The following is a 23,813-nucleotide window of genomic DNA, read 5'->3' as shown; positions in this document are numbered from 1 at the left end:
GGTGACGGTTTCCTGCCCCCAGTGCGGCGCGCCCCACGAGGCGCTGACCGAGACCCGCTTCTATCGTTGCCCCTTCTGCAGTTCCTCCTTTACCGTCCAGGAAGGGACGGGACTGCTCGAATACTGTTTTGCCCACCGGCGGGATGACCGCCTTGCCTGGAGCGCCCTGGAGGGGGTTCTGGAGGCCAGGGGAAGCGCTGCCGCGCCGGAGCGGGTCGGCGGCGATTTTCGCCAGGTCCCCTGCTGGTTGTTCAGTTTCGCCAACGGCGGCCGCCGGCTGGTTCCGGCTCTCAGCCTTTCCTGGGGGCCGTTGCCGCCGCTGACCCTGCCGGGGGGGGACCTCCTGTTCGTCCCGGCGGAGGCCGGTTTCCCGCCGCCGGAGATCCCGCTGGCCACGGCCCTGCCGCCCGGGACCGAGCCGCCGGCCAGGCAGAGCCTCGTCTATCTGCCGCTCTATTTCCTCGACTACTCTTGCGTCGGCATCCCCGGCCGGGCGGTGGTCTGCGGCGTCGACCGCAAAGCATACCTGCTGGACGACGCGCCGGCCCCGCGTCGGCAGGCGGTTCCCCTTGCCCATGTCGCGCTGATCGGCGCCTTTGCCGCCGTGCTGGTCGCCGAGGCGCTGCTGCTCCGGCGGATTCCGTTCCGGGCGGCGGCCTTTGCCGCGACCCTCGCCGGCAGCTACCTGCTGCTGCGGCTCGTTTTGCAGCGGGAGGCGTAGATGGCGGACGAATGCTCGGTTGCGGTCAGCTGTCCGCAGTGCGGTAGCCCGTTCAACTTCCGGGAGGGGGAGCGGAACGCCTGCTGCCCCGCCTGCGGCACCGCCCTGGCCATTTCGGGCGAGGCGGGGATCAGCCGGTTCTTTCTGGCGGAGCGGCTCGACCTGCCCCAGGCCCGCACCGCCGCCCGCAAGTTCCTCGCCACGGCAGGGGTGGCGCGGCAACTGGCCGAATCCCTCCGTTTCGAACAGGGCGAGCTCTGTTTCCTGCCGTTCTGGCGGCTGCGGGGATATGCGGCCGGCTGGTTCTGGAGCGAGCGGGAAACGGTGGTCAAGGAAGAGTATTACGACGACAATGGACTGAAGCAGGTGCGGGAGGTGCGCGGCCCCAACGAGCGGTTGATGGAGAGCGTCATGAATCGGGTCGACTACAGCCTGCCGGCCTGCGACGTGGCCCGGTTCGGGCTGGCGGGGATCGCCACGGTCAGCGCCGTGCTGCCGCTTCGGGGGATGGACTTTGCCGCCCTGGCGAAGCGGGGGACGGTGTTCGATCCGACCAAGGAGCCGGCCCAGGTGCGCCAGGAGGCCCTCGCCCAGGCCCGCGGCCGGCTCGGCGGCAACGGCGTGTTGCGGCAGGCGGGGCGGCTTGACCTTTGCGGCGAGCAGCTGGCGCTGATCTCCTACCCGGTCTGGAGCCTGACCTTCAGTCGTGGGGAACGGCTCTATCCGCTGACGATCGACGGGGTGAACGGCCGGGTGCTGAAGGGGCGTTTTCCCGGCACTGTCCGCTTCCGACTGCTCGAACCGCTCCTGACGGTGACGCTGCTCGTTTTCGCCTTTTCTCTCCATGCCGCAGTCGGGGTCACGGCGCTCCTTGCCTTCTTCGGCTGGCTGGCCGGCAACGGCGGCCTGTCGGCGGAGCGGCTCCTCGCTTGGTTCTTTCTCCTGGTGGAGCCGGGAAAGGAGGTGGAGATTGGCTGACCGCCGCGACCTCTGGGTCATCCCCCTCCGCTGTCCCCGCTGCGGCGCCGCGATGCCGGTTGCCGGCGACGCCGTTCTCTACCACTGCCCCCCTTGCGGGGCGCTCTGGGAGCTGACCGGCGACCGGCTGACCGAACGGCCGATGCTGCACGGGGCGGGCGCCGACCTGAGCGGGATGTCGCCGGGCGAGCCGTTCCGGCGGGTTGCTTTCTGGGTCTTTCCGTTCCGCGCCGCCACCGCGGCCGGCGAGGTACGGACCATGGCCGATTATTTCACCCTGGTCGGCAATCCGCGGCAATTCACCGCCGGCGGCGGGGAAAAACCGCCGCTGGTGTTCGTGCCGGCCTTTGCCCTGTTGCCGGCCCAACTCCTGCGGGCCGGGCGCCTGCTGACCATCCGCGGGGCGGCCTTCCGGCCCGGGACCGGCCTGCCGCCGCGACTGGCGCCCGTCGTCTTTCGCGAGGAGGATGCCCGGGTGCTGGCCGAGACGATCGTTCTGGCGACGGTCACCGAGGAGCGCCGGCTGTCGCCCCAGTTTCTCGATGCCTTTTCGGTCCGGACCGGTCCGGGGCGGCTGCTGACGGTCCCCCTGCAGGCGCTGGAGGGGCGATTCCTGCTCCCCGAGCTCAACCTGGAGTTCTGATCTCGCCCCGGCCATCCCGGCGTGATCCCTTGTCTTTTCCCGGTTTCCTGCTACTACTTAAAAGGCGGATATTTCATTGTCCAAGGAGGATGCACCATGATCGAACTGTTCGAAAAAGCGTTCCTGACCGGCCTCGGGGTGGTTTCCCTGTCCCAGAAGAAGGCCGAGGAGTTCGTCGCCGATCTCAAGGACAAATACAAGGTCGGCGAGGACGAGGGGAAGGCCTTGTTGGAGAAGCTGCAGAAAATGGCCAGCGAGACGCGGGAGCGGGTCCAGGAGATGGCAGACGAGGAAGTGAAGAAGGCCATCGACCGGTTCGGCCTGGTTCCCCGCGACGAGTACGACCGGCTGCTCAAGCGGGTGGAGGCGCTGGAAGCGAAACTCAACGTCACCGACCCGGGGACCGAATGCTGAGTTTCTGGCAGATCAACCGCAACATCAGAAGCCTGCGGCGCTACCGGCAAATCATCCGGGTGCTGATCAAGTATGGCTTCGAGCATGTGCTGGAGCTGATGGGGTTGTCGCAGATGGTGGCCCGGGGGCGGAAGCTGTTCCGCCGCCCCGAGCCGGCCCTGGCCTTCCTGTCGCCGGCGGAGCGGATGCGCCTGGCCCTGGAGGAACTCGGCCCGACCTTCGTCAAGCTCGGCCAGATCCTCTCCACCCGCCCCGACGTGATCCCGCGGACATTCATCCACGAGTTCGCCAAGCTCCAGGACCGGGTGCCGTCGTTCCCCTTCGAGGGGGTGCGCGAGCAGGTGCTGGCCGAACTCGAACGGGATGCCGAGGAGTGCTTCTCGTTCATCGACCCCGAGCCGCTGGCCGCTGCCTCCATTGCCCAGGTTCACCGTGCCCGGCTGCTGTCGGGGGATGAGGTGGTGATCAAGGTGCGCCGTCCCGGCGTCGTCGAACTGGTGGAGACCGATATCGACGCGATGATGGGGCTGGCGATCCTTGCCGATCGCCATCTGCCGGGCAGTGACATCTATGATCCGGTGGGACTGGTCAAGGAGTTTGCCCGGACCATCCGCCGGGAGATGGATTTTTCCCGCGAAGGGCATACCATCGAGAAGTTCGCCGAAAATTTCGCCGGCGACCCGACGCTCTATTTCCCCAAGGTCTACTGGGATTATACCGCCCGCGGCGTCCTGACCCTGGAATACATCGACGGGATCAAGGTTTCCGATCTGCCGGCGCTGGAGGCGGCAGGCCTCGACCGGCAGCTGATTGCCCGCCGCGGCGCCGATGCTTTTCTCCAGATGGTGCTCAACCACGGCTTCTTCCATGGTGATCCCCATCCGGGGAACGTGCTGATCCTGCCGGACAACATAATCTGCCTGCTCGACTACGGAATGGTCGGTCGGCTCGACAACCAGCTCAAGGGTTACCTGACCGACATCCTCCTGGCCATCGTCCAGCGGGACGTTGACGAGGTGATCTCGCTCCTCCTCTACTCGGGGGAGATCGCCGACACCCTCGATACCCGGGCGTTGCGCCGCGACCTCTCCAGCTTCATCGACAGCTATTACGAACTGCCGCTGCAGGAGATCGAGGTCGGGCGGATGCTCCTCGAATTCCTGGAGATCATCACCACCTACCACATCAAGTTCCAGCCCGACCTGATGCTCCTGGCCAAGGCACTGGTGGCGATCGAGGGGATGGGGCGGGAACTGGACCCTTCCTTCGACATGGTCGAACACCTGCGCCCGTTCATGCAGAAGGCGCTCCGCGACCGCTTCTCGCCCCGCCAGCTGTTTCGGGACATGGGCGGCAACGTCATGTCGTACATCACCCTGGCCCGCAACCTGCCGCGGGACCTGAAGGAGTTCATCAACCGGGTCAACCGGAACAAGTTCAAGATCGACCTGGAGCACCGGGGGCTCGACCGGGCGCTCCGCGACTTCGACCGGTCGATCAATCGCCTCTCCTCCAGCCTGATCGTCGCTGCGCTGATCGTCGGTTCCTCGATTGTCATGCAGACCGACAAAGGGCCGAAGCTCCTCGATTTCCCCGTTTTCGCCTTCCTTGGCTACACCATCGCCGGGCTGATCGGCTTCTGGTGGGTGATCGCCATCATCCGCTCCGGCCGGCTCTGACCGCCGTCCCGCTGGGTACTGACTGTTGCGCGTTTGCCACAGTTTTTGCGCCGTTGTAACGAATCCGCTACAGTCTGGCCGGGGTAGCTGTTCGTTGCTCTGTTGTAACTAGCCGAATTTACACAATATTGCGACGTCGCCCGGTTTGGCCTGCAAATTGCTCACTAGAATGATTATCTGTGTACTGATGAGTTTTTTTGGAGGACAAGCCAGCCATGCAACAGACCCTGAATAGCAAAATATCCTTCACCGGCGTCGGCGTCCATACCGGCCGCGAAACCTCGGTCACTATCCGGCCGGCTGCGGCGGGGACCGGCATCGTCTTTCACCGGATCGACCTTGTGCCGCCTGTTTCCATCGAAGCGAACGCCGCGACGGTGGTCAATACCCGCCTCTCCACCACCATCGGCCGGGCCGGGGCGACCGTCTCGACGATCGAACACCTGGTGGCGGCGTTGCGCGGCCTCGGCATCGACAACGCCCACATCGACATCGACGGTCCCGAAGTGCCGATCATGGACGGCAGCGCCGCCCCCTTCGTTGCGGGACTGCTGCAGGCCGGCCGCCAATCGCTCGGTCGGCCGCGGAAATGCCTGGTGGTGAAAAAATCCTTCACGGTCAGCGACGGCGACAAGCAGGTTACCGTGGTGCCGTCCCGCTCCTTCCGCATTTCCTTCGACCTGCAGTTCAGCCATCCGGCGGTCAGCAGCCAGTCGCAGACGATCAGGTTCAGCGAGGAGGAGTTCATCGGCGGCTTCGCCCCGGCCCGGACCTTCGGCTTCCTGGCCGAGGTGGAAACCCTCAAGGCCAACGGGCTCGCCCGGGGCGGCTCGCTGGAGAACGTGGTGGTGATCGGCGACGAGGGGGTGCTCAATCCGGAGGGGCTGCGCTATGCCGACGAGTTCGTCCGGCACAAGATCCTTGATACCATCGGCGACCTCACCCTGGCCGGGATACCGATCATCGGTCACGTCAAGTCCCGTAAGTCGGGGCACGAGCTCAACCACCGTTTCGTCCAGGAACTGCTGGCCCGTCGCGACTGCTGGGAGCTGGTGGAGGCGGGCGACCGCGAGGGGCGGCCCGAGCGGCTGCCGCTGGCTGCTCCCGAGCTGGCCTGGGCGAAAGCCTGAACGACGACGGAAATAGCTGCCGGAAGAGGGCGGTCATGGCGACCGCCCTCTTTTTTTGTTTGTTTTTCAGGCAATTGACCAGATTTGTCGTGCCGTTCCGCCAAATAGCCAACACATTTTTAATTAATCACGTTTCCGCCAAGCCGCTGCCGGCCGCCGGCAACCGGCTCCCGTCGAGCCGGACTGACACTCTTTTCCCCAGGCACCGATAATTATTGATTTATTCAGAAACGTTGCGCTGCTGTTGCCGGCGTGGGGCGGTCTTGGTGCGGCATGGGTCGTCCCCTGCCGAACGGTATACCGCATCTGGCATCGCTTGTGCTTAGAAGAATCTCATCTGGAAGCTCCGGACGGACACAGTGCAAGCCGTGTCGGGAATGTGCCGGACAGGCTCTGAGCAGGTGCTTTAGCTGTGGTGAACTCCCGAATTCGAGGTGGCAATGGTGCGTCTCACGAGGAGAATTCCGCTGAAACCGGTTCTGGCCCCGCTCCTGGTCCTGCTGGCGCTTGCCCCCCGCTGCCTGGCGCTGACCTGCAACAGTTGCCATGGCGACCCGCCGCAGGATGCCGTCTACCGCAACATCTCCACCGGCCGTTTTCCCGGCAGCCACTCCACCCATGCCACGGCGGTCAACTGCACCGCCTGCCACAAGCCCAACGCCTCCGTCGCCCACCTGAACCGCCGGGTCGATTTCGTCTCGTCGCTCAACAATTCACCGTTGACTGCCCGCTACCGGAACGTTACCTCCCTTCCCTGGTCGCCGGCACCGGCTCTCGGCGGTTGCAGCAATGTCAACTGCCACTTCGAGAGCGCCACCCCCACCTGGGGGAGCGATCCCGCAGCCACCGGCTGTGCCACCTGCCATGGCGCGCCGCCGGCCGACGGCAGCCATCCGGCGGCGGTCGCCGGTCCGGGCAAAGGACATGGCGATTACTACGGCACCGGTACCGGTTCATGCGGGCGGTGCCACCCCGACCATACCGCCGAGGCGGCGCCGTTCGCCCATGCCACCAGCGTTGGCAAACGTTCGCTGGCCGTCGGCTTTACCGGTGCGCCGAACGGCGGCGGCAGCTATTCGGGCACCGTCGGCTACCCGGCCTACCTGCCGAGCGCCAATCCGCCGCGCAACGGTAGCTGTTCGGGCGTCTACTGCCACAGTGACGGCACGGCGGTGGCCACCGGAACGGTGCCGGCCGTCGCCTCCGACAGCTGGGGCGCGGGCGTTTCGTCCTGCTCGTCCTGCCACGGCTATCCGCCGGCCTATGCCAACGGCGCCCCCAAGGCGAACAGCCACGCCCGGCATCCCAACGCCTGCGCCAAGTGCCATGCCGGGACGACGGCCAACGGATCGACCATCGCCGACCGCTCGCTCCATCTTAACCGGAGCTACGATCTTGCCCCCGGCAGCGGGATTTCGTTCAGCTACAGCTATGACGCCGGCGGCGGCACCTGCAGCGGCATCAGCTGCCACGGCGGCTCGTCCGCCCGCTGGGGGTCGACTTCCTGCCTCGGCTGTCACGCCTCCGTCCAGGGGAGCCGGGCGGCGATCACTCCCCAGTTCGGCGCCAATTCCCACCACATCCAGGGGACGCTTTCCGACGGCCAGTGCTACCAGTGCCATTGGGAGGCCAATGCCGACGGTACCATCAATCCCCTCTACCATGGCGGCGCCGCCTCGCCCGGGGCGGTGGTCGACCTGGTGATTTACGGTGCCGGGAGCCGGCCGGCCGCCTACGCCGCCGGCAGCACCGCCGTCGCCTATACGGCCGACGGCAGCCGCTCGGAGCTGCGGAAGATCAACGATCACTGCCTCGGCTGTCATAGCGCGCAGAACAACGCCACAATGCCGTTCGGCGACGGCAAGACCCCCCGCCAGTACGCCTGGGACGCGACCAGTGTCGCCGAGAAATACGGCAGCCTGCTCACCACCCGCTGGGAGAATTACAGCGGCGGGCGGGTTACCCGCAAGTACGCCCAGCGCAAGGCGTATTCGGCCCACGGCAACGCCACTGCCAACCAGGGCGGCTGGGATACCGCCGAAACCTGGAGCAATACCCGCAACGGCAGCGAGGCGGTGCTCTGCTTCGACTGCCACAACGCTCACGGCTCCGGGGCGGTCGGCACGACTACCAGCTACGCCAGCGCCACGACCAACGGCGGCATCCTCAAGGATACCCAGGCGGGGGCCGGCGGTTACGGGATGAGCTACCGCCCGGCGTCCGGCGGCGCGCCGGCCGACAAGAACAGTTACAATGCCGGTGCCGGTCTCTGCTTCGACTGCCATCTGACGGCGAATGCCGGCACGACCCCCTGGGGGTATGCCGGCACCTACGGCGAAACGCAGCCGATCATGGGATACTGGGATTCGGATCACTTCGGCGCCGGTGCCTTCGGTCCCCAGCTTCGCTACCCGTACAAGACCCTGCCGAACAAGGGGGGACACTTCGGGGTGTCGTCGCCGCTTGCCTCCGGCGCCACCGGGGCGATCAACGGCCTCTGTACGCCCTGCCACGACCCCCATGGCGTCAGCCCGACCCTCGGCACGAACATGAAGTACGGGGTGCCGCTGCTCAAGGGAACCTGGCTGTCGTCCCCCTACCGGGAAGACGCGGCCCCGGCGGTCAACGCCTATTACACCAACAACGGCGGCGAAGGGGTTGGCTATCATATCGACCAGAATACTTTCACCGCCGGCGGGATCACCGAAACCGACAGCCAGTTTGCCGGCCTCTGTCTCGGCTGCCATCCGAAGGAGCGGCTGACCGACGGCGTTACCCATACCTGGAAAGGGAAGAACCGGATTCACGAGGCGGTCAAGGGGTGGAAGACCGCCGACGCAACCATCAAGCACAATTACAGCTGCTCCAAGTGTCACGCGCCGCACAACTCCAACCTGCCGCGGCTGATGATCTGCAACTGTCTCAACCCGGTGCACAAGGGGCGGGTGGCCTACAACCCGTCTCCCCGGCTCGGGACCAGCTATTCGGAAGTGGGCTCGGGGTGGGGGACCTTCCCCGGCAGCTGGGCGAACAATATCGCCGACTACCCGCCTCCCGGCGTCTCCGCCGGCAGCAACATCCTGGCCTGTCACGAGAGCAATGCCGCCGACCAGAGCTGGAACGTGGTCACCCAGTGGTCGGACGACGTCCAGGCCATCTCGGCCGGGCCGGCCGCCGGCAGTTTCACGGCGGTGGGGAGCGACGTCCGGGCGACGATCACCTGGAGCACCGGCACCGATCTGAGCAGCTCCTCTGTCGATTACGGCGCCACCACCGCCTACGGTGCCACCGCCGGTTCCGCCGCCAAGGTGATCAGCCACAGCGTACTGCTGACCGGCCTGGTGAACCACACCACCTACCATTATCGTGTCCGCTCGCTCGGCTCGTTCAATACCGAGATGGTTTCCGGCGATGCGACGTTTGCCATTTCGGTGGCGCCGCCGGTGCCGACGCCCACCGCGGAACCCGATGCCGCCAGCGCCGCGCCGCTGGCCGTCACTCTCGCCTGGAGCGCCGTCACCGATCCGGACGGCGGTCCGGTGGAGTATTCCGTCGAGGTCGACGACGATGCCGCCTTCGGCAGCCCCAATTACAGCTCCGGCTGGATGAGCGCCGCCAGCTGGCAGGTGACCCTGCCGACCGCCACCACCTGGAACTGGCGGGTCCGTTCCCGGGATGCCAATCATCCGGAGGCGGTTTCCGCCTGGTCGACGATCGATTCCTTCCGCCTGACCACCGCCTCGCCGCCGGCGGCGCCGACGCTGCTCGCCCAGCCCGACTACACGAGCGACTGCATCAACAACGGCACGGCCACCCTCCAGTGGCAGGCGGCGATGGCGCCGGACGGCGACGCGCTCCAGTACTACGTCACCATCAACGGCGTCACCTCCGGCTGGATCAGCGGGACGAGCTGGAACGCCACGACCGTTCCCGACGGCTACTACACCTGGCAGGTCAAGGCGCGGGATGCGGTCCACCCCGATGCCGAATCGGGCTGGTCGGCGGTCGACACCTTCCAGGATCTGGGGATGTGCTACCAGAGCAGCTGCCCCTACATCTTCGTCTGGGACGGCAGCGGCTACCGCTATCAAACGGACATCGCCGGGACCTTCATCGGCATCCCGACCCACCGGGCGCTGATCAAGGGGATTCCCCACTACCAGGCGGGACATGTCGTCCTCGACCGGCTGCGGGCCGACAAGCGGGGGCACTACCGCCTGAAGATCCGCGAACCGCTCCCCGAGATCACCTATGCCGACGAGCTTAAACTGCTGGTGGTCGATTACCCGGCCGGTTACGCCATTGTCAGCTCGGGGGCGGAAAATACCTATCCCTACGGTTATGCCGAGCCGTTCCGGATTTACACGGTGAAGGAGCCGCTGCTGCCGCTGAGTGCCCGCGACCGGGACGGGCGGGATGTCCTCGCCGCGGTGACCGCCGTCGACAGCGCGGTGATCGGCAACGGCGCCGACGATCTGCCGTTCTTCACCTTCGACTTCGGCACGCTGCGCAACCCGGCCGCCGCCAAGCTGGTGATCACCGGCTGGTCGGTCTACGGGCCGAAGTACCGCGGGACGCGGGACGACGTTCAGCCCTATGTCGAGGTCCCGGACGCGGCGGGACGGTGGGTGAAGGTCGCCTCGTTCGGCGAGCCGTCCGGCGATCAGAAAACGATGGTGGTCGATCTGGGAAATCGATTCCGCAGCGCCGACCAGCGGGTCCGGGTGCACTTCGGTCGGCGGATCGGCGCCCGCTGGGTCATCGACCGGATCGAGCTCGACGAATCGGCGCCGGTGCCGGTGACGGTCCGCGAAGTCCCGGCCGTTTCCGCCGAACTCCGGCATGGCGGGATGCTCTCCTACCTCAGCGCCTCGCTTACCCGGCGGATCGTCGCCAGCGACGATCGTCTCCCCGACGTGCCGTCCTGTTACGGCTACGGCCGGTTCACCCGCTACGGCGACGTCGGCGAACTGGTGGGGGCTGCCGACGACCGGTTCGTCGTCATGCGCCACGGCGACGAGCTCGACCTCGACTTTGCCGCGCCGGCACCGCCGGCCGCCGGGATGGCCCGGACGGCGATCCTCAGGGCCGATCTCTACTACAAGGGGCTGACCGTCTCCAGGACCGCCGAGCCGCTTCCCTATCACGGGATGCCTGCCTATCCCTATCCGGCCGCCGGCGCGCCGGCGCGGGGCCCGGCCTACCGGGCCTATCTGGCTGGCTACAATACCCGGCGCTACGCCTCGCCGACCGCCGGCAGCGGCGAGGAGGTGGTTGCGGATGCGCCGCCGGCGGGCAAAGCCGTCGTCCGGCAGCTGCTGGAAAAGACTGCCCGGACAATCCCGGCGCCGGCGGCTGCGCCGCAGGCCAGGGGCCTGGACGGCTCGCCGCGGGTCGAGCCGCCGGCGAATCTGTTCTGGTCGTTATTGCTGAAAGTCTGGGGGGGGATCGTGGCGCTGTTCGCCTGGTTGGGGGGGCTGTTCGGCTGATTGCCGGCCCCGCCGGGACGCGGTGCGAAGCGCATCCCGACGGGATTGCCGGCGAGGGTTAGATGCGGACCAGTTCGTACTCCCGGGAGCCGATGCCGACCTTTTCGGCGTGCTCCAACTGCACCTCCCAGTCGATCTCCGGGTGGACGCCGCGGAACTTGTCGCCGCCCGGCTCGTGGCCGGTGGCGAGGGCGGTATGCTGGTTCCCCGGGGCGTCGTTGACCAGGTCGGCGCAGGCCTGGTCGAGGGCCACCGGGTCGGTGGCGGCGCAGATGCCGATGTCGTTGACGATCGGCGCGTCGGCGTGGCCGTAGCAGTCGCAGGCCGGGGAAACCTGGGTGATGAAGTTCAGGTAGAGGCTCTTCCGTTCCTTGCCGACGATGGCTCCTTTGGCGAATTCGGCCATCTTTTTCATCACCAGGTCGGCCGCCTCGTTCCACTGGATGGCGATCGCCTTGTGCGGGCAGATGGTGATGCAGCGGCTGCAGCCGGCGCAGGCGGTCGGGTCGATCTTCGCCTTCCCCTCGATGATGGCGATGGCGTCGTGGGCGCAGGCCTTCAGGCAGAGGCCGCAGCCGGTGCAGTACTTTTCCGCCACCTGCGGCGCCACCGTCGAATGCTGGATCAGCTTCCCCTCGCGGGTCGCGCACCCCATGCCGAGGTTTTTCAGCGCGCCGCCGAAACCGGTCAGCTCGTGGCACTTGAAATGGGAAACCGTCACCAAGGCGTCGGCCTCGACGATGGCGCTGCCGATCGGCACCTGCTGCAGCAGCTCGCCGTTCACCGTCACCCGCTGCCCCGAATTACCCCGCAGTCCGTCGCACATGATCAGCGGGGCGTTGACCACCGCGTAGGCGAAGCCGTTCTCCACGGCGCAGGCCAGCGCCGACACCGCCTCCTTCCGCTCGCCGGGGTAGAGGGTCGACGAATCGGTCAGAAACGGCCGGCCGCCGCACCCCTTGATCTCCTCCACCACCCGCCGGATGAAGATCGGCCGGATGAACGTATGGTTGCCCCGTTCGCCGAAGTGGAGCTTTACCGCCACCAGGTCGCCGCCGGCGATCCGTTCCTTGATCCCGGCCAGCAGCATCAGCTTGCTGATCTTGGCGAAGAGGTTTTCCTTGTGTCCGGCGCGCATGTCGGCAAAGTAAACGGTACTCGGCATGGGTATCTCCTTCCTGGGTCTGTTTGGCGAGACGCTACCACAAGGACGGGGATTTTTCAACGGCTTGCGCCCCGGCAGCGAACTTTCCCTTGCGGTCGCGGTAAAGTTTGCTATTTTATTAATTAATGATTCTGCTACTGCATTTGGGGAGAATTCATGGACGCCAAAGAACGACAGCCTGAAATCTGGTTGATGGGACTCGGTTGCGAGGAAGAACGGTCGGCGACGGTACGCGATTATCTGCAGTCGGCCGGCTACCGGGTCGAATGTCGGGCGGTGGGCGACTTTGCCGAGCGGAAGCCGCTCGGGATCGTTCTCGATCTGTCGCCGTTCGCCACCGACGGCTGGGGGATTCTGCTCAAGCTCAAGGGGGACCCGGCTACCCGGGATGTGCCGATCCTGCCGGTCTTCCTCAGCCAGGAGGGGAAGGTCGGCGGCGTCTTCCCGGCCGCCGGTTTTTTCACCCTGCCGATCGAGAGCGACTACCTGATGACCAAGCTGGCGGTGCTCGGGCTGACCGATGAGGTCGATACCTGGGACCTGCAGGTGATGGTTGCCTCCAAAAAGGGTGAGGAGAACGTGGCCAAGGGGATCACCGCGCTCGGTTTCGAGGTGGTCAACGCCTACACCGGCAAGGAAGCGGTCGCCCTGGCGACCACCGGCCGCACCTACATGGCCTTCTGCTCGGCGATGCTTCCCGACATGTCGGCCTTCGAGCTGCTCGACCGGTTCCGGCTCTATCCCCAGACCCGCAACGTACCGTTCTTCATCCTGGTCAAGGACGCGATGAAAGATGGCGAACGGATCGCCATGAGCCGCCAGATCGAACACCTGGTCCGGAAGAAAGAACTGTCGCGGGCCGAATTCCTCGCCTATCTGCGCCGCCCGGCGAGCTGACGGCGGCGCTTCGTCATGTCCGGGTGCCGCCTGTCGGCACCCCTTTCCCCTGCGCGCGCGGGAGCTCGACAATCACTGCCCTGAAACGAAAGGCGGGAGATCGCCATGCCAGAGACAAAAGTCACTTCATGCCCGGCCGCCCGGGCCGGTGATACCGAACCGGCCTTGGCCGTCCAGCGGCTTGATATAAAGCTGGAACGGGACATCTTCCTGCGGAGCCTCATCAGGGAACTGGCGGGGACCCTGGAGGATATCGTCGGCTACGACGAAGCCGCCGGCTATATCAGTCTGGTTGGCCAGAATATCGGCGAATGGATCAACGCGCTTTACAAAGAGGCGTTGGGGGTAACGTCGCTTTCCCGCCAGCAGGTGGCCCAGGTGCTCGTCGACCTGAAGCGGCGGATCGAAGGCTGCTTCTCCGTCGTCCGGGAGGACGATGCCAGCATCGTCCTGACGAACAGCAGCTGCCCCTTTGCCGAGAAGGTGCTCAACCGGCCGTCGATGTGCATGATGACCTCCAACGTCTTCGGCACGATCGCGGCCAATAATCTCGGCTACGCCAAGGTGGTCCTCAAAGAGACGATTGCCGGGGGGGACGAGCGGTGCACGGTCATCGTCTACCTGCAGCGGACCGACGAGGCCGTCGCTGCCGTCGGCAGGGAATATTATGGGAAATGATGCGGCAATGGATTTACTGGCCACGCTGTTCGCCGAATTGAGCGATCCCTGGCCGGAGGCCTGTTTCCTGGCGGAGCCGGCCGGCGAACTGGTTGCGGCGAATCAGGCCGGCGCCCGGATGCTGGGAATGCCGGTGCGGGAACTGGCCGGCAAGCGTCTCACCGACTTCGTCGTCAACCCCGCCGACAAGGTGCTGCAGCATCTGGCGGTCTGCGTCCGGAACCGGCAGCCGATCCCCGGCGTCCTCTCCTGCCGGGATAGCGCCGGCCAGGAGGTGCACTATCGCAGCATCGGCTACCGCATCGACGCCCGGCCGGACGGCAGGCCGCTCGTCTTTCTGCGCTGTTCGCTCCGGCAGTCGGTGACGAGCAAATTCGTCGTCCTCAACCAGCAGCTCGAAAAGCAACAGGCGATCCAGGACCAGTTGCTCAAGGAGCGGGATCATCTCCAGAGGGAAATTGCCGAACGGAAGCGGGCCGAGGAAGAGTTGCGGAAAGCCAGTGCCCTGCTGGCGATGATCATCGAGAACATCCCGAACATGATTTTCCTCAAGGATGCCCGGGATCTCCGCTTCGTCCGTTTCAACCATGCGGCGGAAGAGCTGTTGGGCTGTACGCGGGAAGACCTGCTCGGCAAGAACGACCATGATCTTTTCCCCAGGGACCAGGCCGATTTCTTCACCGAAAAGGACCGCGAGGTGTTGCGCCGGAAAACGATTCTCGATATCCCGGAAGAGCCCCTATTGACCTCCGCCGGGGTGAAGCGGACCCTGCACACCACGAAAGTGCCGATTCTCGACGCCCGTGGCGAGCCGGAGTATCTGCTCGGCATCTCCGAAGACATTACCGACCGGAAGCAGGCCGAGGAAGAGAAACTCGCCATCGAAAAGCACCTTCAGCAGGTGCAGAAGCTGGAGAGCCTCGGGGTGCTGGCGGGGGGGATCGCCCACGATTTCAACAACATTCTCACGGCGATCATCGGCAATGCCGATCTGGCGCTGATGCGGATAAACCGGGTGTCGCCCGCCACGGAAAACCTCCGCCGGATCGAGGAGGCCGCGTCGCGGGCCGCCGATCTCGCCAAGCAGATGCTGGCCTATTCGGGCAAAGGAAAGTTTGTGGTCGAGAGCATCGACCTGAACAGCCTGCTCGAAGAGATGCTGAACATGCTGCAGGTGTCGATCTCCAAAAAGGCGGTCCTGCGGCTCAACCTCCACCCGCACCTGCCGGCGGTCAAGGCCGACGCGACCCAGATCCGCCAGATCGTCATGAACCTGGTGATCAATGCCTCCGAGGCGATCGCCGACAAGAGCGGCGTCATCGCCATCACCACCGGCTGCATGGACTGCGACCGGAACTACCTGAAGGATATCTGGCTCGACGAGAACATCAGCGAAGGGCTATACGTCTACCTGGAGGTCGCCGACACCGGCTGCGGCATGAACCGGGAGACCATGGCGAAAATCTTCGATCCGTTTTTCACCACCAAATTCACCGGCCGCGGCCTGGGGATGGCGGCGGTGCTCGGTATCGTGCGGGGTCACAAAGGGGCGATCAGGGTGTACAGCGAACCGGGCAAGGGGACGACCTTCAAGATCCTGCTCCCCGCCGCCAGCAAGCCGGCCGAATTGTTCAACCATGACTGCCTCAAGGACCACTGGCGGGGCGAGGGGAAGGTGCTCCTGGTTGACGATGAGGAAACCGTCCGGGGCATCGGGGCGGAGATGTTGAAAGAGCTGGGTTTTGTCCCCCTCACCGCCGAAGACGGCCGGGAAGCGATCCTGATTTACCGGGAGAATCCGGACATCGCCTTCGTCATCCTCGACCTGACGATGCCGCACATGGACGGCGAAGAGTGTTTCCGCGAGCTGCGCCGCCTGAATCCCGACATCAAGGTCATCATGTCGAGCGGCTACAACGAGCAGGAGGTCACCCAGAAATTCGTCGGCAAGGGGCTCTTCGGCTTCATCCAGAAGCCGTACAAGGTGTCGTCGATCCGGGAGGTGATCAGGAAAATCCTCTGACCGTGCCCTGCCGAATCGTCAGTGGCTCCACATTCCTCCCGCGTGGACGTATCACCCGTTTTTTCCCGTCTCTTTTCCCCTGTTATTGCCTGCCCGGTACCCATATCTGGTAACCTTTCGAAAAATAAGCCGATTCGCGGGAAAAACGCCTTTGCCGCGCCGCGGTTGTATGGTATGACGGTGGGCGGCGATCGCCACCACTTCCACCACCTCCGCCGACGACCTGAAAGTGCTCGGCTTCGCCCGCCCGTTGCCCGCCGATGCCCGCTTGCGGATCTTCGTCAAGACCGCCGACTCGGTGGTGACCACTCCGTTCCGCCTGACGGATATCGCCTTGCCGTGAAACGTGCCGGCCGGCGCCCCGCCCGAGTTCGCCGCCACCTTCGCCACCATCCGGCGGGTCATGACCGCCTTTCCCGTGCTGCTTTCGCTGGCCATGGCCCCCCTGTTCGGCTGGCTGATCCGGCGGCTCACCGCGGTCGAATGCCGGCAGGAGTTCGGCCGGTAAAGGTCCGCTTTTCCGGGCGGGGGCTGTGGTATGAAGGGTGGGGATAGGGCAAATTATTAGCTGGCGAAGCGAACTGGGAGAAGTTTTGAATTTGTCAAATGTGTAGTCCGACCCTGCAGGGACTTCCCAGCACAGAGGCCGTTCCGCCGGGAACGGCCTCTTTTTTTGCCCTCGATTTGTCATGAGTGCCCGCTCCCGGGTCCGGGTGGGGTGGCTGCCGCTGGCCGGGCAATTTTTTTTCGGTGAGGTTACTATATGTAGGAACTTTACGGAATTCCGGGTAGTTGCGGGGTGAATTGGGCTTTGTGAGCGTGGGCTTATGTGGTAGGGTGTTTACTGCTATGCGCAAGACGGGGTGCGGGTGAAACCGTCGAGTCGATGGTCGAAAAGCGGCCGTCCCGGCGGTCGTGCCGCTTCGGTGATTGACTAACCCCAGCCGGCACGCGATTCGGTCAAGCTGTTGCCACGGATGGCGGGCTCAGAAGAAGTAATTGGGAAAAGTTGAGGAAAGTTTGAATCTGTCAAATGTGTAGGGCAGACCCCGGGGGGGCACCTCTGTCGATGATCCGCTTGTGCCGGTGCGGATTTCATATGGTCAGCGTGAATTGGGGAGAATGGCCAAAACTATGGGCGGGACATGGGACCCTGACGTCAAGCTCTGGTACATCCAGCATGACAAGATCAAGGGGACAGAACTGGAGAAGCATCTAATATTGGATGCCGAGATGAAGAACAGTGGCAGTTGAGGGCATCTAATATTGGATGCCAGTATATAATATTAGATGCCCGAGAGGTTGCCAAAAGCATCTATTATTATATGCATCCCGGTATCTAAAGTTAGATGCCGGGATATATTATTAGATGCTTGCATATAATATTAGATGCCGGTCCTGACCGGTCAATCACTAGTTGAGCAAAAGGAAATCAATCAAACCTAGGCAGGAGCACAAAGTGGAAGCTAATTATTACGAATGTTCATTAGGGTTTATGCCACTAAATTTGAGAGATGGGTGTAAACTCGAATTCGACATTAATAATGCAGACATTTTTGAATCGAGTTGCCGTACTCTCTACAAGAAAATGTTTAGTGTACTTCAAAAATGTCAATACATTTCAAATTTGAAATGCATTGATGATAATATCCCATTTATGCACATGGGAGGCGTATATAACTATTTACGTGAGGAGGACAATTATCTTCCTAAATCTCCGTCATATTTCGCCTTTGACCTTAAAGTGAAAAATGTTTCCACAATTTACGATAAGTTGCAAAAGAACCTCCCAGAAGTCGACAGTGTAAGAGTTTACTATAATGGATGTATATTTCTTATACGAGCGAATGGTGGGGCACGCAGTAATCACTTCCTCGGTTTCCAGGTGAGGGAAATCCTCAAGCAGGCACTAGCATGTGATGCATGGGAACCAATCACCATGGCTCCTTGTCCAGTTCATATTAGCTATGCTGTAGGAACATCTGGAGAATACTTAGATGACATCAAAAATAATGACTTCGTTTCATGTGTGACAATAACGGAAGAAGAATTTAGGAATATTGATACATTTCTGCAGTATTTTCTATTCAATATCAGTCTATTCTGGGAACGGTTTATTACCAATACTAGTATGAATCAAAAAAATATCAGGACCTGTTCAGACATTGAAAACAATATCGATGAATTGACCGAACATGTGGATAAAATGATTAATTTGGAATCTTACGATTTGACCGAAAAGCTAAATTGTATGAAGTCTGCACAGAAGTTAATGTGTAAGTTTCAAAAATTATCAAATGAACATAGCAAAGAAGTGGCATTCTTGAAAGAGGCAAAAAACGAAATAGTTGAAACAGGTAGGATGTTCGAAATTGATGACAAATCTATTAGATATGCAAAAAATCATTGGTTAAAAAATGTAATCAATATTGAGGACAGGCACCAAACTATCAAATTCATCCAATCACTAATTTCGACAGGCTACACTACGTATTCCACCATTATTGCTTCACTGCTTGGTGTTATTATAGGAGCAATAATTGCTAAAGCATTGAAATGATATATAAGAGCACCAGTATAAACAGCCCAACCAGACGCTTAGACCATGAACGGGCGATAAGTCCGCCCGTCAGGTCAAGCGCCACGCCGTTAGATGATGAAGAAAGACGATTGATGACGAACCAGAGAAAGACAATTTCCAGTTTCGTGGCGTTGATGCTGTTGACTCCCTCTGTGGCACTTGCAGACGGCGGTGGACCACTCTTATTGATCTTCAATTTCCTCGCTTTTCTCTATGGCAGCGTGCTGATCATTCTTGTTGAGTGGTGGGTATACTGCAAGTTTGCAGGAATCCCACGTAAAGAGGCATTCTGGGCTTCATTACACGTCAACATCGGTTCGACTCTTGTTGTCGGGTTTGGGTTTCCATTCCTGTTGGGAGTTATTTCGGTAATCGGTGGATTTCTCCCAGGTAATGCGGGAAATATTTCTCTGGCAGTCGGAACATGGATTTTTGAGAATATAAAGTACCCCAAATTGACTATAGCTATGACAATTTTCTGGCTTGTAGTGACTTTTGTTCTAACAGTTTACTACGAAAAAAGACTACTGACTGTGCGACTTGTAAAACGCGAAATTGAGTCAAAAATCGATTTAATGAAACTGAGTTGGTACGCAAACGGCCTCACATACACCGGCCTTGTACTCGCATTTATAGTTGGATGGTATTTTGAAATAACATGATCTAACTATGCCGCAAGACCTGACCGATAAAACCGTCAGGTCAGCGCCCACGACGTTATGCAGGAGAATTATATGAACGTTTTACAGGATCAACTATTTGGCAAAATAGCTGTTCCAAATTCATTTGAGGAAATTATTGAGATCGCTCAAACCACAGCTCCTGACACTTTAAATTTCAATGTTAGGTTTTGGCGCGGGCAGAGTAACATTGAGTGGCCAGTTCATAGCTCGGCATACAGGCGACTAGCCATACGTGAAAAGCAAGTAACCGAAAAAGCCATACAAGCGTATGAAAAAAGACTTCTCCAAGAGGCTTCACATAAGGGGTATCGTTTTGTAGATGGCAAGCTACTGTCGGACTTGGAACTCCTAGCGAGGCTTCAACATCACGGAGCAGCAACGCGCCTTGTTGATTTTACAAAGAACCTACTTGGAGAACTGAACATTAGGGGTCAAGTCTCCATTATTCAAACTGAACATTAGGAACATTAGGGGTCAAGTCTCCATTATTCACAAAACCTGCATTCTTTGATGATAAAAGTTATTTTGTCATTCAAAGGAGAAAACCATGGCACGACCGTTACGAATTGAATATCCAGGCGCATTCTATCATGTCACATCAAGAGGAAACGAACAGAAGGACGTATTCAAGAGCCGAGCGGACCGGGAGAAGTTTCTGTCATATCTTGAATCTGCAACGCATCGTTACAGTGCAGTTATCCATGCCTACTGTTTGATGAGTAACCACTATCACCTGATTTTAGAGACGCCGGCAGGCAACCTGTCTCAAATCATGAGGCACATAAATGGTGCTTATACGACTTACTTCAACGTAAAAAGAAAACGGGCTGGGCACCTGTTTCAGGGAAGATTCAAGGCTATCCTGGTTGAAGCGGATGAATACGCAACGGAACTCTCTCGTTACATCCACCTGAATCCGGTTCGGGCGGATATTGTTACTCGACCGGAAGACTACCAATGGTCCAGCTATCGCTACTATATTGGTGCAAGCAAAACGCCTGAATGGCTTAATACGAGCTTCATCCTTGGTTATTTCGGCAAAAGAACAACAAAAGCCGGGGAGAAATACCGGCAATTTGCAGAAGACCTGATAGGAAGCGAATATGAGAGTCCATTAAAAGACACGGTAGGTTCGTCAATACTGGGGAATGCTGGATTTGTAGAAGAAATCACAGCTGTTCATGTACAGGCAAAGCAAGCTGACAGAAACATACCCGCGTTGCGGCAACTTGCTCGCCGCCCTTCGCCTGAAGAGATCATTGACGCAGTAAAGCATGAAATTGAAAATGAAAAGCTTGCAAGACAAATGAGTATTCATATTTGCCACAAATACAGTGGTGCGAAGCTGCGGGAGATAGGGGACCTGTTCAATGTAAAAGAAACAGCTATTGCCGAATCGAGCCGCCGGTTTTCTTTGAAGATGAACGAGGACAAAAAGTTGTGGAAAATGATGGATTATGTGCGAAAGACACTCAAAATATGAATAATGGAGACCCGACCCCTATGGGCCGACCGACCCCTATGGGCCGACCCTTGGCGAAATCAGAATGGTAAACAATGGAACCTGAGTATCCGTACGACCTTGAAGAACTAAAACAGATCGAAAGGCTACTGCAAAAAGTACCTATCTACAAAGAGAAGATTGCTGAATTGTCGACGGAAATTGAAGCTCTTTCTCGACAGGCTGTGAAGGCAGGTGCGTTTTCTGACCTTCAGAAGATAGACAAACTGATTACGAAAGCGTTTTACATTGACTGTGAGAATCGCCCCTTTAACTCGTGCGACTCGGAGACAATTGCAAGACTATTGGCAGAAATAGCTTGGCACGGCGAGATAAAGAATAGAAACATACCTTGTGAAATATGTGGAGAAAATAGGTCTACAGACCGTTGCCACATTGTACCCTCGAAGCTCGGAGGAACAGCAGAAGCAAACAACATTCTCGTCTTGTGCCCTACTCATCACCGATTGTTAGATAGATTCATGCTATCAAAAGCTGAGTGGGCTGTCATAGATTGGGAAAGGAAGTCTGTACCTTCTCAGCAATACGCATCTTCCGTCACCCTCGAAGCCCATAAAGTTTTCTGGTCTAAAATTGAGTGCGGAGGCGAGCCTGAAAAAATCAGAGAGTATGAGATAAACGAAAAATCCTTTATTCGCAACGTTATCGAGCAAATTGGAAAACTATTTATCCAAGGAAGACCAGTGAAGAGAGCGTCTGTTTATGAACTGTTGGATCCAAATATCCGTGAAGTGGGGAAGAAGGTAATCAAACATCTGGTTGATTTTGAACTTCTAAGACAAATTAAGAGTGGAAACAATAACATGTTAGTTCTTGGGCCTAAGAAGCTGGAAGCATCTGATGAAACGGTACTAAGAATATGGCAACAGGTCGCATAGTCAGAAAGGAGATTCAAATGTATAGCATCGATATCGACAGACAGAAGTATACAGTCATAGCCGAAAAAGAAGTTGAAGCCGGAAGGCACTACCGGAAGGAAGCCCTTTGTGCCGATGCGGCAGGCAAAATGTACCTGCTCTGGACTGAAAGGGAACAGACCTCCGCCATTGTAAGTGGCACGTTTCAACTAGTTGGAAGGCATTTCATTGCTGAATTGACAGACTTACAGGCGGAAAACTGGAAAACAAATAGATTCGACGACGAGAGAGTGACATTAAAGGGAAGTGAGCTGACCATCAATCTCAACATAAACGCCCTTTCTTAGTCAGGCCATATGATTCCTAACCAGCCGGTTGCACGCCCGGAAAAACGACTGCGGCACCCTTCGGGGACGTTGGTCACTTGTGCTAACTTACATAGGATAACTATCTGAAAAACCATGCCACTAACAGCGCGAATCGACATGCCTGGGAGTGCTTTATATGTCATTGCCAGAGGCATCGAGCGCCGCGATATCTACACGGATGACGAGGACAAGGAAGATGCGCCTGACCAAGAACCCGTCAGGTGATCTCCCGAGCCGTTGGCTGAACCAAAACCAAATAGATTTTGCAATCGAGCTTGAATGGCGGTACATTATGCGCATAAATAATGCGCACCAGAGGCTTGCATGCAAACCAATTTATTTGATCCGAATGCCCCCAAAAAATCGACTAACCTGAGCATTAACAGCGACTTGCTCCGCCAAGCCAAAGAACTCCGAATCAATATTTCACAGGCGCTGGAACTGAGGCTTGCCGAGTTGCTCCGGGAGGAAAATAGCCGCAGATGGAAAGAAGAAAACCGAGAGGCCATAGAAGATTATAACCGACGGATTGAAGGTCAGGGTACTTTCAGCGATGGTTTGAGGCGCTTCTGATGGCACAGTTCGATGTGTATGAAAATCAAAACCAGGAAACAAAAACCACTATCCCTTATTTACTCGACGTACAGGCTGACCTCCTTGACAACCTCTCAACGCGGGTAGTTGTTCCGCTCATTACGGCTGCCGCCATGGGCAAAGCAGCCAAACATCTCAACCCGCAATTCACGATACGACGAATCACGGTCATCATGTCGACTGCTGAACTGGCTGGCATTAATCTGCATGTCCTCGGAGACAAAGTCTGCTCCCTCAAAGAGCACCGGGCCGAAATCCTTGCGGCCTTGGACTTCCTCTGCGCCGGTTTCTAATGCCAGTGCTGACCGGCGATTCACCGCGCCGTTCGCCGACAGACTCCTGACCATTGCCAAAGGAGGGCACCATATGAAAGCGATGAGACTGAGAGGGTCCGGTGGGCTCGAGCGGCTGACGCTGGTCGAGATGGACGAGCCGGGGGCGCCGCGGGCGGGCGAAATTCTGGTGCGGCTGCACGCTGGCTCGCTGAATTATCACGATTACCTGGTGGCGCTTGGCACGATTCCCACCGCAGACGGCCTCGTTCCGTTGGCCGATGGCGCGGGAATCGTCGAAATGGTTGGGGAAGGCGTCAGTGAGTTTGCCGTGGGCGATCGCGTCGTCTCCTGTTTTTTCCCCGACTGGCAAAACGGCGAAGCCGTATCATCGGTGATCGCTACGGTACCCGGCGATAGCTTGGACGGTTATGCCCGGGAGCGGGTGGTGCGACCGGCACATTGGTTCACCCACGCGCCCAGAAATTTCAGCCATTGCGAAGCGGCCACGCTGACCACCGCCGGTCTCACGGCGTGGCGCACTCTGGTCAATGATGGTCACTTGAAGGCGGGCGAAACGGTATTGACTTTGGGTACGGGCGGGGTGTCGATCTTTGCCCTGCAATTTGCCAAAATGATGGGCGCCGTGACGATCGTCACGTCGTCATCGGATGAAAAACTGGCGCGCGCACGCGCTCTGGGTGCCGACCATACGATCAACTACAAACAGTATCCAAACTGGTCGGAGCAGGTTTTGGCGCTGACCGACGGGCGCGGTGTCGATCATGTCATCGAGGTGGGCGGGCCGGATACTCTGCCGCAATCGATCAACTCCTGCCGCATCGGCGGGCATATCGCCTTCATCGGTGTCTTGACCGGTTTCGCCGGTCCGATTCCGACCGTGGCGCTGTTGACCCGGCAAGTGCGGCTTCAGGGGGTGCAAGTGGGCAACCGCCAGCAGCAGCTTGAGATGATCCGCGCCTTGGATGCCAATGACATGAAGCCGGTCATCGACAAGACCTTTCCTTTGCCAGAGCTGATCGAGGCGTTTCGTTACGAGGGGCGGGGGGCGCATTTCGGCAAAATCTGCGTCGAAATGTGAAGTGCTACCGACACCTC

At 59.7% G+C, this 23,813-nt stretch carries 23 protein-coding genes; 21 read left to right on the top strand and 2 right to left on the bottom strand.

Annotation, left to right across the window (positions count from 1 at the left end):
* Position 1: 1 nt before the first annotated feature.
* From QMN23_RS14320 to QMN23_RS14290, 7 genes are all read left to right on the top strand, one after another.
* Entirely contained in the window at positions 2–721 is a 720-nt protein-coding gene (locus QMN23_RS14320) for a hypothetical protein (protein ID WP_282000013.1), read from the top strand.
* Positions 722–1,699, top strand: a complete 978-nt coding sequence (locus QMN23_RS14315; RefSeq protein ID WP_282000012.1) for a hypothetical protein — start codon at positions 722–724, stop codon at positions 1,697–1,699.
* Complete coding sequence (locus tag QMN23_RS14310; RefSeq protein WP_282000011.1) at positions 1,692–2,342, top strand: hypothetical protein; 651 nt, start codon at positions 1,692–1,694, stop codon at positions 2,340–2,342. Before QMN23_RS14315 ends, QMN23_RS14310 begins: the two co-directional genes overlap by 8 nt.
* Positions 2,343–2,438: 96 nt before the next feature.
* Positions 2,439–2,756, top strand: coding sequence for a phasin family protein (locus tag QMN23_RS14305; RefSeq protein WP_282000010.1), 318 nt, complete (start codon positions 2,439–2,441; stop codon positions 2,754–2,756).
* Positions 2,750–4,435 (top strand): 2-polyprenylphenol 6-hydroxylase, encoded by a 1,686-nt coding sequence (gene ubiB, locus QMN23_RS14300; RefSeq protein WP_282000009.1) that lies wholly within the window; start codon positions 2,750–2,752, stop codon positions 4,433–4,435. Before QMN23_RS14305 ends, ubiB begins: the two co-directional genes overlap by 7 nt.
* 215 nt (positions 4,436–4,650) lie before the next feature.
* On the top strand, positions 4,651–5,565 hold the full coding sequence (gene lpxC, locus QMN23_RS14295; protein WP_282000008.1) for a UDP-3-O-acyl-N-acetylglucosamine deacetylase: 915 nt from the start codon (positions 4,651–4,653) through the stop codon (positions 5,563–5,565).
* A gap of 440 nt (positions 5,566–6,005) precedes the next feature.
* Positions 6,006–11,054, top strand: coding sequence for a CxxxxCH/CxxCH domain c-type cytochrome (locus QMN23_RS14290; protein ID WP_282000007.1), 5,049 nt, complete (start codon positions 6,006–6,008; stop codon positions 11,052–11,054).
* Positions 11,055–11,112: 58 nt separating this feature from the next.
* On the opposite strand, the gene QMN23_RS14285 is transcribed toward QMN23_RS14290, so the two are convergent.
* On the bottom strand, positions 11,113–12,219 hold the full coding sequence (locus QMN23_RS14285) for a DUF362 domain-containing protein (RefSeq protein ID WP_282000006.1): 1,107 nt from the start codon (positions 12,217–12,219) through the stop codon (positions 11,113–11,115).
* On the opposite strand from QMN23_RS14285, the gene QMN23_RS14280 reads away from it, so the two are divergent.
* The 4 genes from QMN23_RS14280 to QMN23_RS14265 all read left to right on the top strand — a co-directional run bounded on the left by QMN23_RS14280 (position 12,218) and on the right by QMN23_RS14265 (position 15,817).
* Positions 12,218–12,412: a hypothetical protein gene (locus tag QMN23_RS14280; RefSeq protein WP_282000005.1), complete on the top strand. Its 195-nt coding sequence runs from the start codon at positions 12,218–12,220 to the stop codon at positions 12,410–12,412. The two genes, QMN23_RS14285 and QMN23_RS14280, sit on opposite strands and share 2 nt — an antisense overlap.
* On the top strand, positions 12,376–13,116 hold the full coding sequence (locus tag QMN23_RS14275) for a response regulator (RefSeq protein WP_282000004.1): 741 nt from the start codon (positions 12,376–12,378) through the stop codon (positions 13,114–13,116). Before QMN23_RS14280 ends, QMN23_RS14275 begins: the two co-directional genes overlap by 37 nt.
* Positions 13,117–13,221: 105 nt before the next feature.
* A complete protein-coding gene (locus QMN23_RS14270) occupies positions 13,222–13,794 on the top strand; it encodes a methanogen output domain 1-containing protein (protein WP_282000003.1) in 573 nt (190 codons plus the stop codon).
* Positions 13,784–15,817, top strand: a complete 2,034-nt coding sequence (locus tag QMN23_RS14265) for a PAS domain-containing hybrid sensor histidine kinase/response regulator (RefSeq protein WP_282000002.1) — start codon at positions 13,784–13,786, stop codon at positions 15,815–15,817. The genes QMN23_RS14270 and QMN23_RS14265 overlap by 11 nt, the downstream gene beginning before the upstream one ends.
* 51 nt (positions 15,818–15,868) lie before the next feature.
* Here the strand turns inward: QMN23_RS14265 and QMN23_RS14260 are convergent, their stop codons facing one another.
* Complete coding sequence (locus QMN23_RS14260) at positions 15,869–16,222, bottom strand: hypothetical protein (protein ID WP_282000001.1); 354 nt, start codon at positions 16,220–16,222, stop codon at positions 15,869–15,871.
* 717 nt (positions 16,223–16,939) lie between these two features.
* Between QMN23_RS14260 and QMN23_RS14255 the strand changes: the two genes are divergently transcribed.
* From QMN23_RS14255 to QMN23_RS14210, 10 genes are all read left to right on the top strand, one after another.
* Positions 16,940–17,071, top strand: coding sequence for a hypothetical protein (locus QMN23_RS14255; protein ID WP_282000000.1), 132 nt, complete (start codon positions 16,940–16,942; stop codon positions 17,069–17,071).
* 205 nt (positions 17,072–17,276) lie between these two features.
* A complete protein-coding gene (locus QMN23_RS14250) occupies positions 17,277–18,377 on the top strand; it encodes a hypothetical protein (protein ID WP_281999999.1) in 1,101 nt (366 codons plus the stop codon).
* 113 nt (positions 18,378–18,490) lie between these two features.
* Positions 18,491–19,060, top strand: a complete 570-nt coding sequence (locus QMN23_RS14245; protein ID WP_281999998.1) for a hypothetical protein — start codon at positions 18,491–18,493, stop codon at positions 19,058–19,060.
* Between the two features lie 72 nt (positions 19,061–19,132).
* Positions 19,133–19,543 (top strand): FRG domain-containing protein, encoded by a 411-nt coding sequence (locus tag QMN23_RS14240; RefSeq protein WP_281999997.1) that lies wholly within the window; start codon positions 19,133–19,135, stop codon positions 19,541–19,543.
* An 85-nt stretch (positions 19,544–19,628) separates the two neighbouring features.
* Complete coding sequence (locus QMN23_RS14235) at positions 19,629–20,564, top strand: REP-associated tyrosine transposase (protein WP_281999996.1); 936 nt, start codon at positions 19,629–19,631, stop codon at positions 20,562–20,564.
* A 74-nt stretch (positions 20,565–20,638) separates the two neighbouring features.
* The gene (locus tag QMN23_RS14230) at positions 20,639–21,481 is read left to right on the top strand and encodes an HNH endonuclease signature motif containing protein (protein WP_281999995.1); all 843 of its coding nucleotides are present in this window, start codon (positions 20,639–20,641) and stop codon (positions 21,479–21,481) included.
* A gap of 17 nt (positions 21,482–21,498) precedes the next feature.
* Entirely contained in the window at positions 21,499–21,807 is a 309-nt protein-coding gene (locus QMN23_RS14225) for a hypothetical protein (protein ID WP_281999994.1), read from the top strand.
* Between the two features lie 345 nt (positions 21,808–22,152).
* Positions 22,153–22,401: a type II toxin-antitoxin system CcdA family antitoxin gene (locus QMN23_RS14220; RefSeq protein WP_281999993.1), complete on the top strand. Its 249-nt coding sequence runs from the start codon at positions 22,153–22,155 to the stop codon at positions 22,399–22,401.
* Positions 22,401–22,715: a CcdB family protein gene (locus QMN23_RS14215; RefSeq protein ID WP_281999992.1), complete on the top strand. Its 315-nt coding sequence runs from the start codon at positions 22,401–22,403 to the stop codon at positions 22,713–22,715. The genes QMN23_RS14220 and QMN23_RS14215 overlap by 1 nt, the downstream gene beginning before the upstream one ends.
* A gap of 73 nt (positions 22,716–22,788) precedes the next feature.
* On the top strand, positions 22,789–23,796 hold the full coding sequence (locus QMN23_RS14210) for a zinc-dependent alcohol dehydrogenase family protein (RefSeq protein ID WP_281999991.1): 1,008 nt from the start codon (positions 22,789–22,791) through the stop codon (positions 23,794–23,796).
* Positions 23,797–23,813: the final 17 nt, after the last annotated feature.

The sequence above is a fragment of the Geotalea uraniireducens genome (assembly GCF_027943965.1).
Taxonomy (GTDB): domain Bacteria; phylum Desulfobacterota; class Desulfuromonadia; order Geobacterales; family Geobacteraceae; genus Geobacter; species Geobacter uraniireducens.
The sequence above is the reverse complement of the archived record's forward strand: the minus strand, read 5'-3'. Positions and strand labels throughout refer to the sequence as shown.

Excerpts from the sequence above, each read along its gene's own strand:
- QMN23_RS14305 (WP_282000010.1), top strand. The coding sequence starts at position 2,439 with ATGATCGAACTGTTCGAAAAAGCGTTCCTGACCGGCCTCGGGGTGGTT.
- QMN23_RS14230 (WP_281999995.1), top strand. The coding sequence starts at position 20,639 with ATGGAACCTGAGTATCCGTACGACCTTGAAGAACTAAAACAGATCGAA.
- QMN23_RS14215 (WP_281999992.1), top strand. The coding sequence starts at position 22,401 with ATGGCACAGTTCGATGTGTATGAAAATCAAAACCAGGAAACAAAAACC.
- QMN23_RS14235 (WP_281999996.1), top strand. The coding sequence starts at position 19,629 with ATGGCACGACCGTTACGAATTGAATATCCAGGCGCATTCTATCATGTC.
- lpxC (WP_282000008.1), top strand. The coding sequence starts at position 4,651 with ATGCAACAGACCCTGAATAGCAAAATATCCTTCACCGGCGTCGGCGTC.
- QMN23_RS14265 (WP_282000002.1), top strand. The coding sequence starts at position 13,784 with ATGGGAAATGATGCGGCAATGGATTTACTGGCCACGCTGTTCGCCGAA.
- QMN23_RS14255 (WP_282000000.1), top strand. The coding sequence starts at position 16,940 with ATGGCCAAAACTATGGGCGGGACATGGGACCCTGACGTCAAGCTCTGG.
- QMN23_RS14270 (WP_282000003.1), top strand. The coding sequence starts at position 13,222 with ATGCCAGAGACAAAAGTCACTTCATGCCCGGCCGCCCGGGCCGGTGAT.
- QMN23_RS14220 (WP_281999993.1), top strand. The coding sequence starts at position 22,153 with ATGCAAACCAATTTATTTGATCCGAATGCCCCCAAAAAATCGACTAAC.
- QMN23_RS14315 (WP_282000012.1), top strand. The coding sequence starts at position 722 with ATGGCGGACGAATGCTCGGTTGCGGTCAGCTGTCCGCAGTGCGGTAGC.
- QMN23_RS14280 (WP_282000005.1), top strand. The coding sequence starts at position 12,218 with ATGGGTATCTCCTTCCTGGGTCTGTTTGGCGAGACGCTACCACAAGGA.
- QMN23_RS14245 (WP_281999998.1), top strand. The coding sequence starts at position 18,491 with ATGACGAACCAGAGAAAGACAATTTCCAGTTTCGTGGCGTTGATGCTG.
- QMN23_RS14290 (WP_282000007.1), top strand. The coding sequence starts at position 6,006 with ATGGTGCGTCTCACGAGGAGAATTCCGCTGAAACCGGTTCTGGCCCCG.
- QMN23_RS14275 (WP_282000004.1), top strand. The coding sequence starts at position 12,376 with ATGGACGCCAAAGAACGACAGCCTGAAATCTGGTTGATGGGACTCGGT.
- QMN23_RS14285 (WP_282000006.1), bottom strand. The coding sequence starts at position 12,219 with ATGCCGAGTACCGTTTACTTTGCCGACATGCGCGCCGGACACAAGGAA.
- QMN23_RS14225 (WP_281999994.1), top strand. The coding sequence starts at position 21,499 with ATGTATAGCATCGATATCGACAGACAGAAGTATACAGTCATAGCCGAA.
- QMN23_RS14240 (WP_281999997.1), top strand. The coding sequence starts at position 19,133 with ATGAACGTTTTACAGGATCAACTATTTGGCAAAATAGCTGTTCCAAAT.
- QMN23_RS14210 (WP_281999991.1), top strand. The coding sequence starts at position 22,789 with ATGAAAGCGATGAGACTGAGAGGGTCCGGTGGGCTCGAGCGGCTGACG.
- QMN23_RS14260 (WP_282000001.1), bottom strand. The coding sequence starts at position 16,222 with ATGACCCGCCGGATGGTGGCGAAGGTGGCGGCGAACTCGGGCGGGGCG.
- ubiB (WP_282000009.1), top strand. The coding sequence starts at position 2,750 with ATGCTGAGTTTCTGGCAGATCAACCGCAACATCAGAAGCCTGCGGCGC.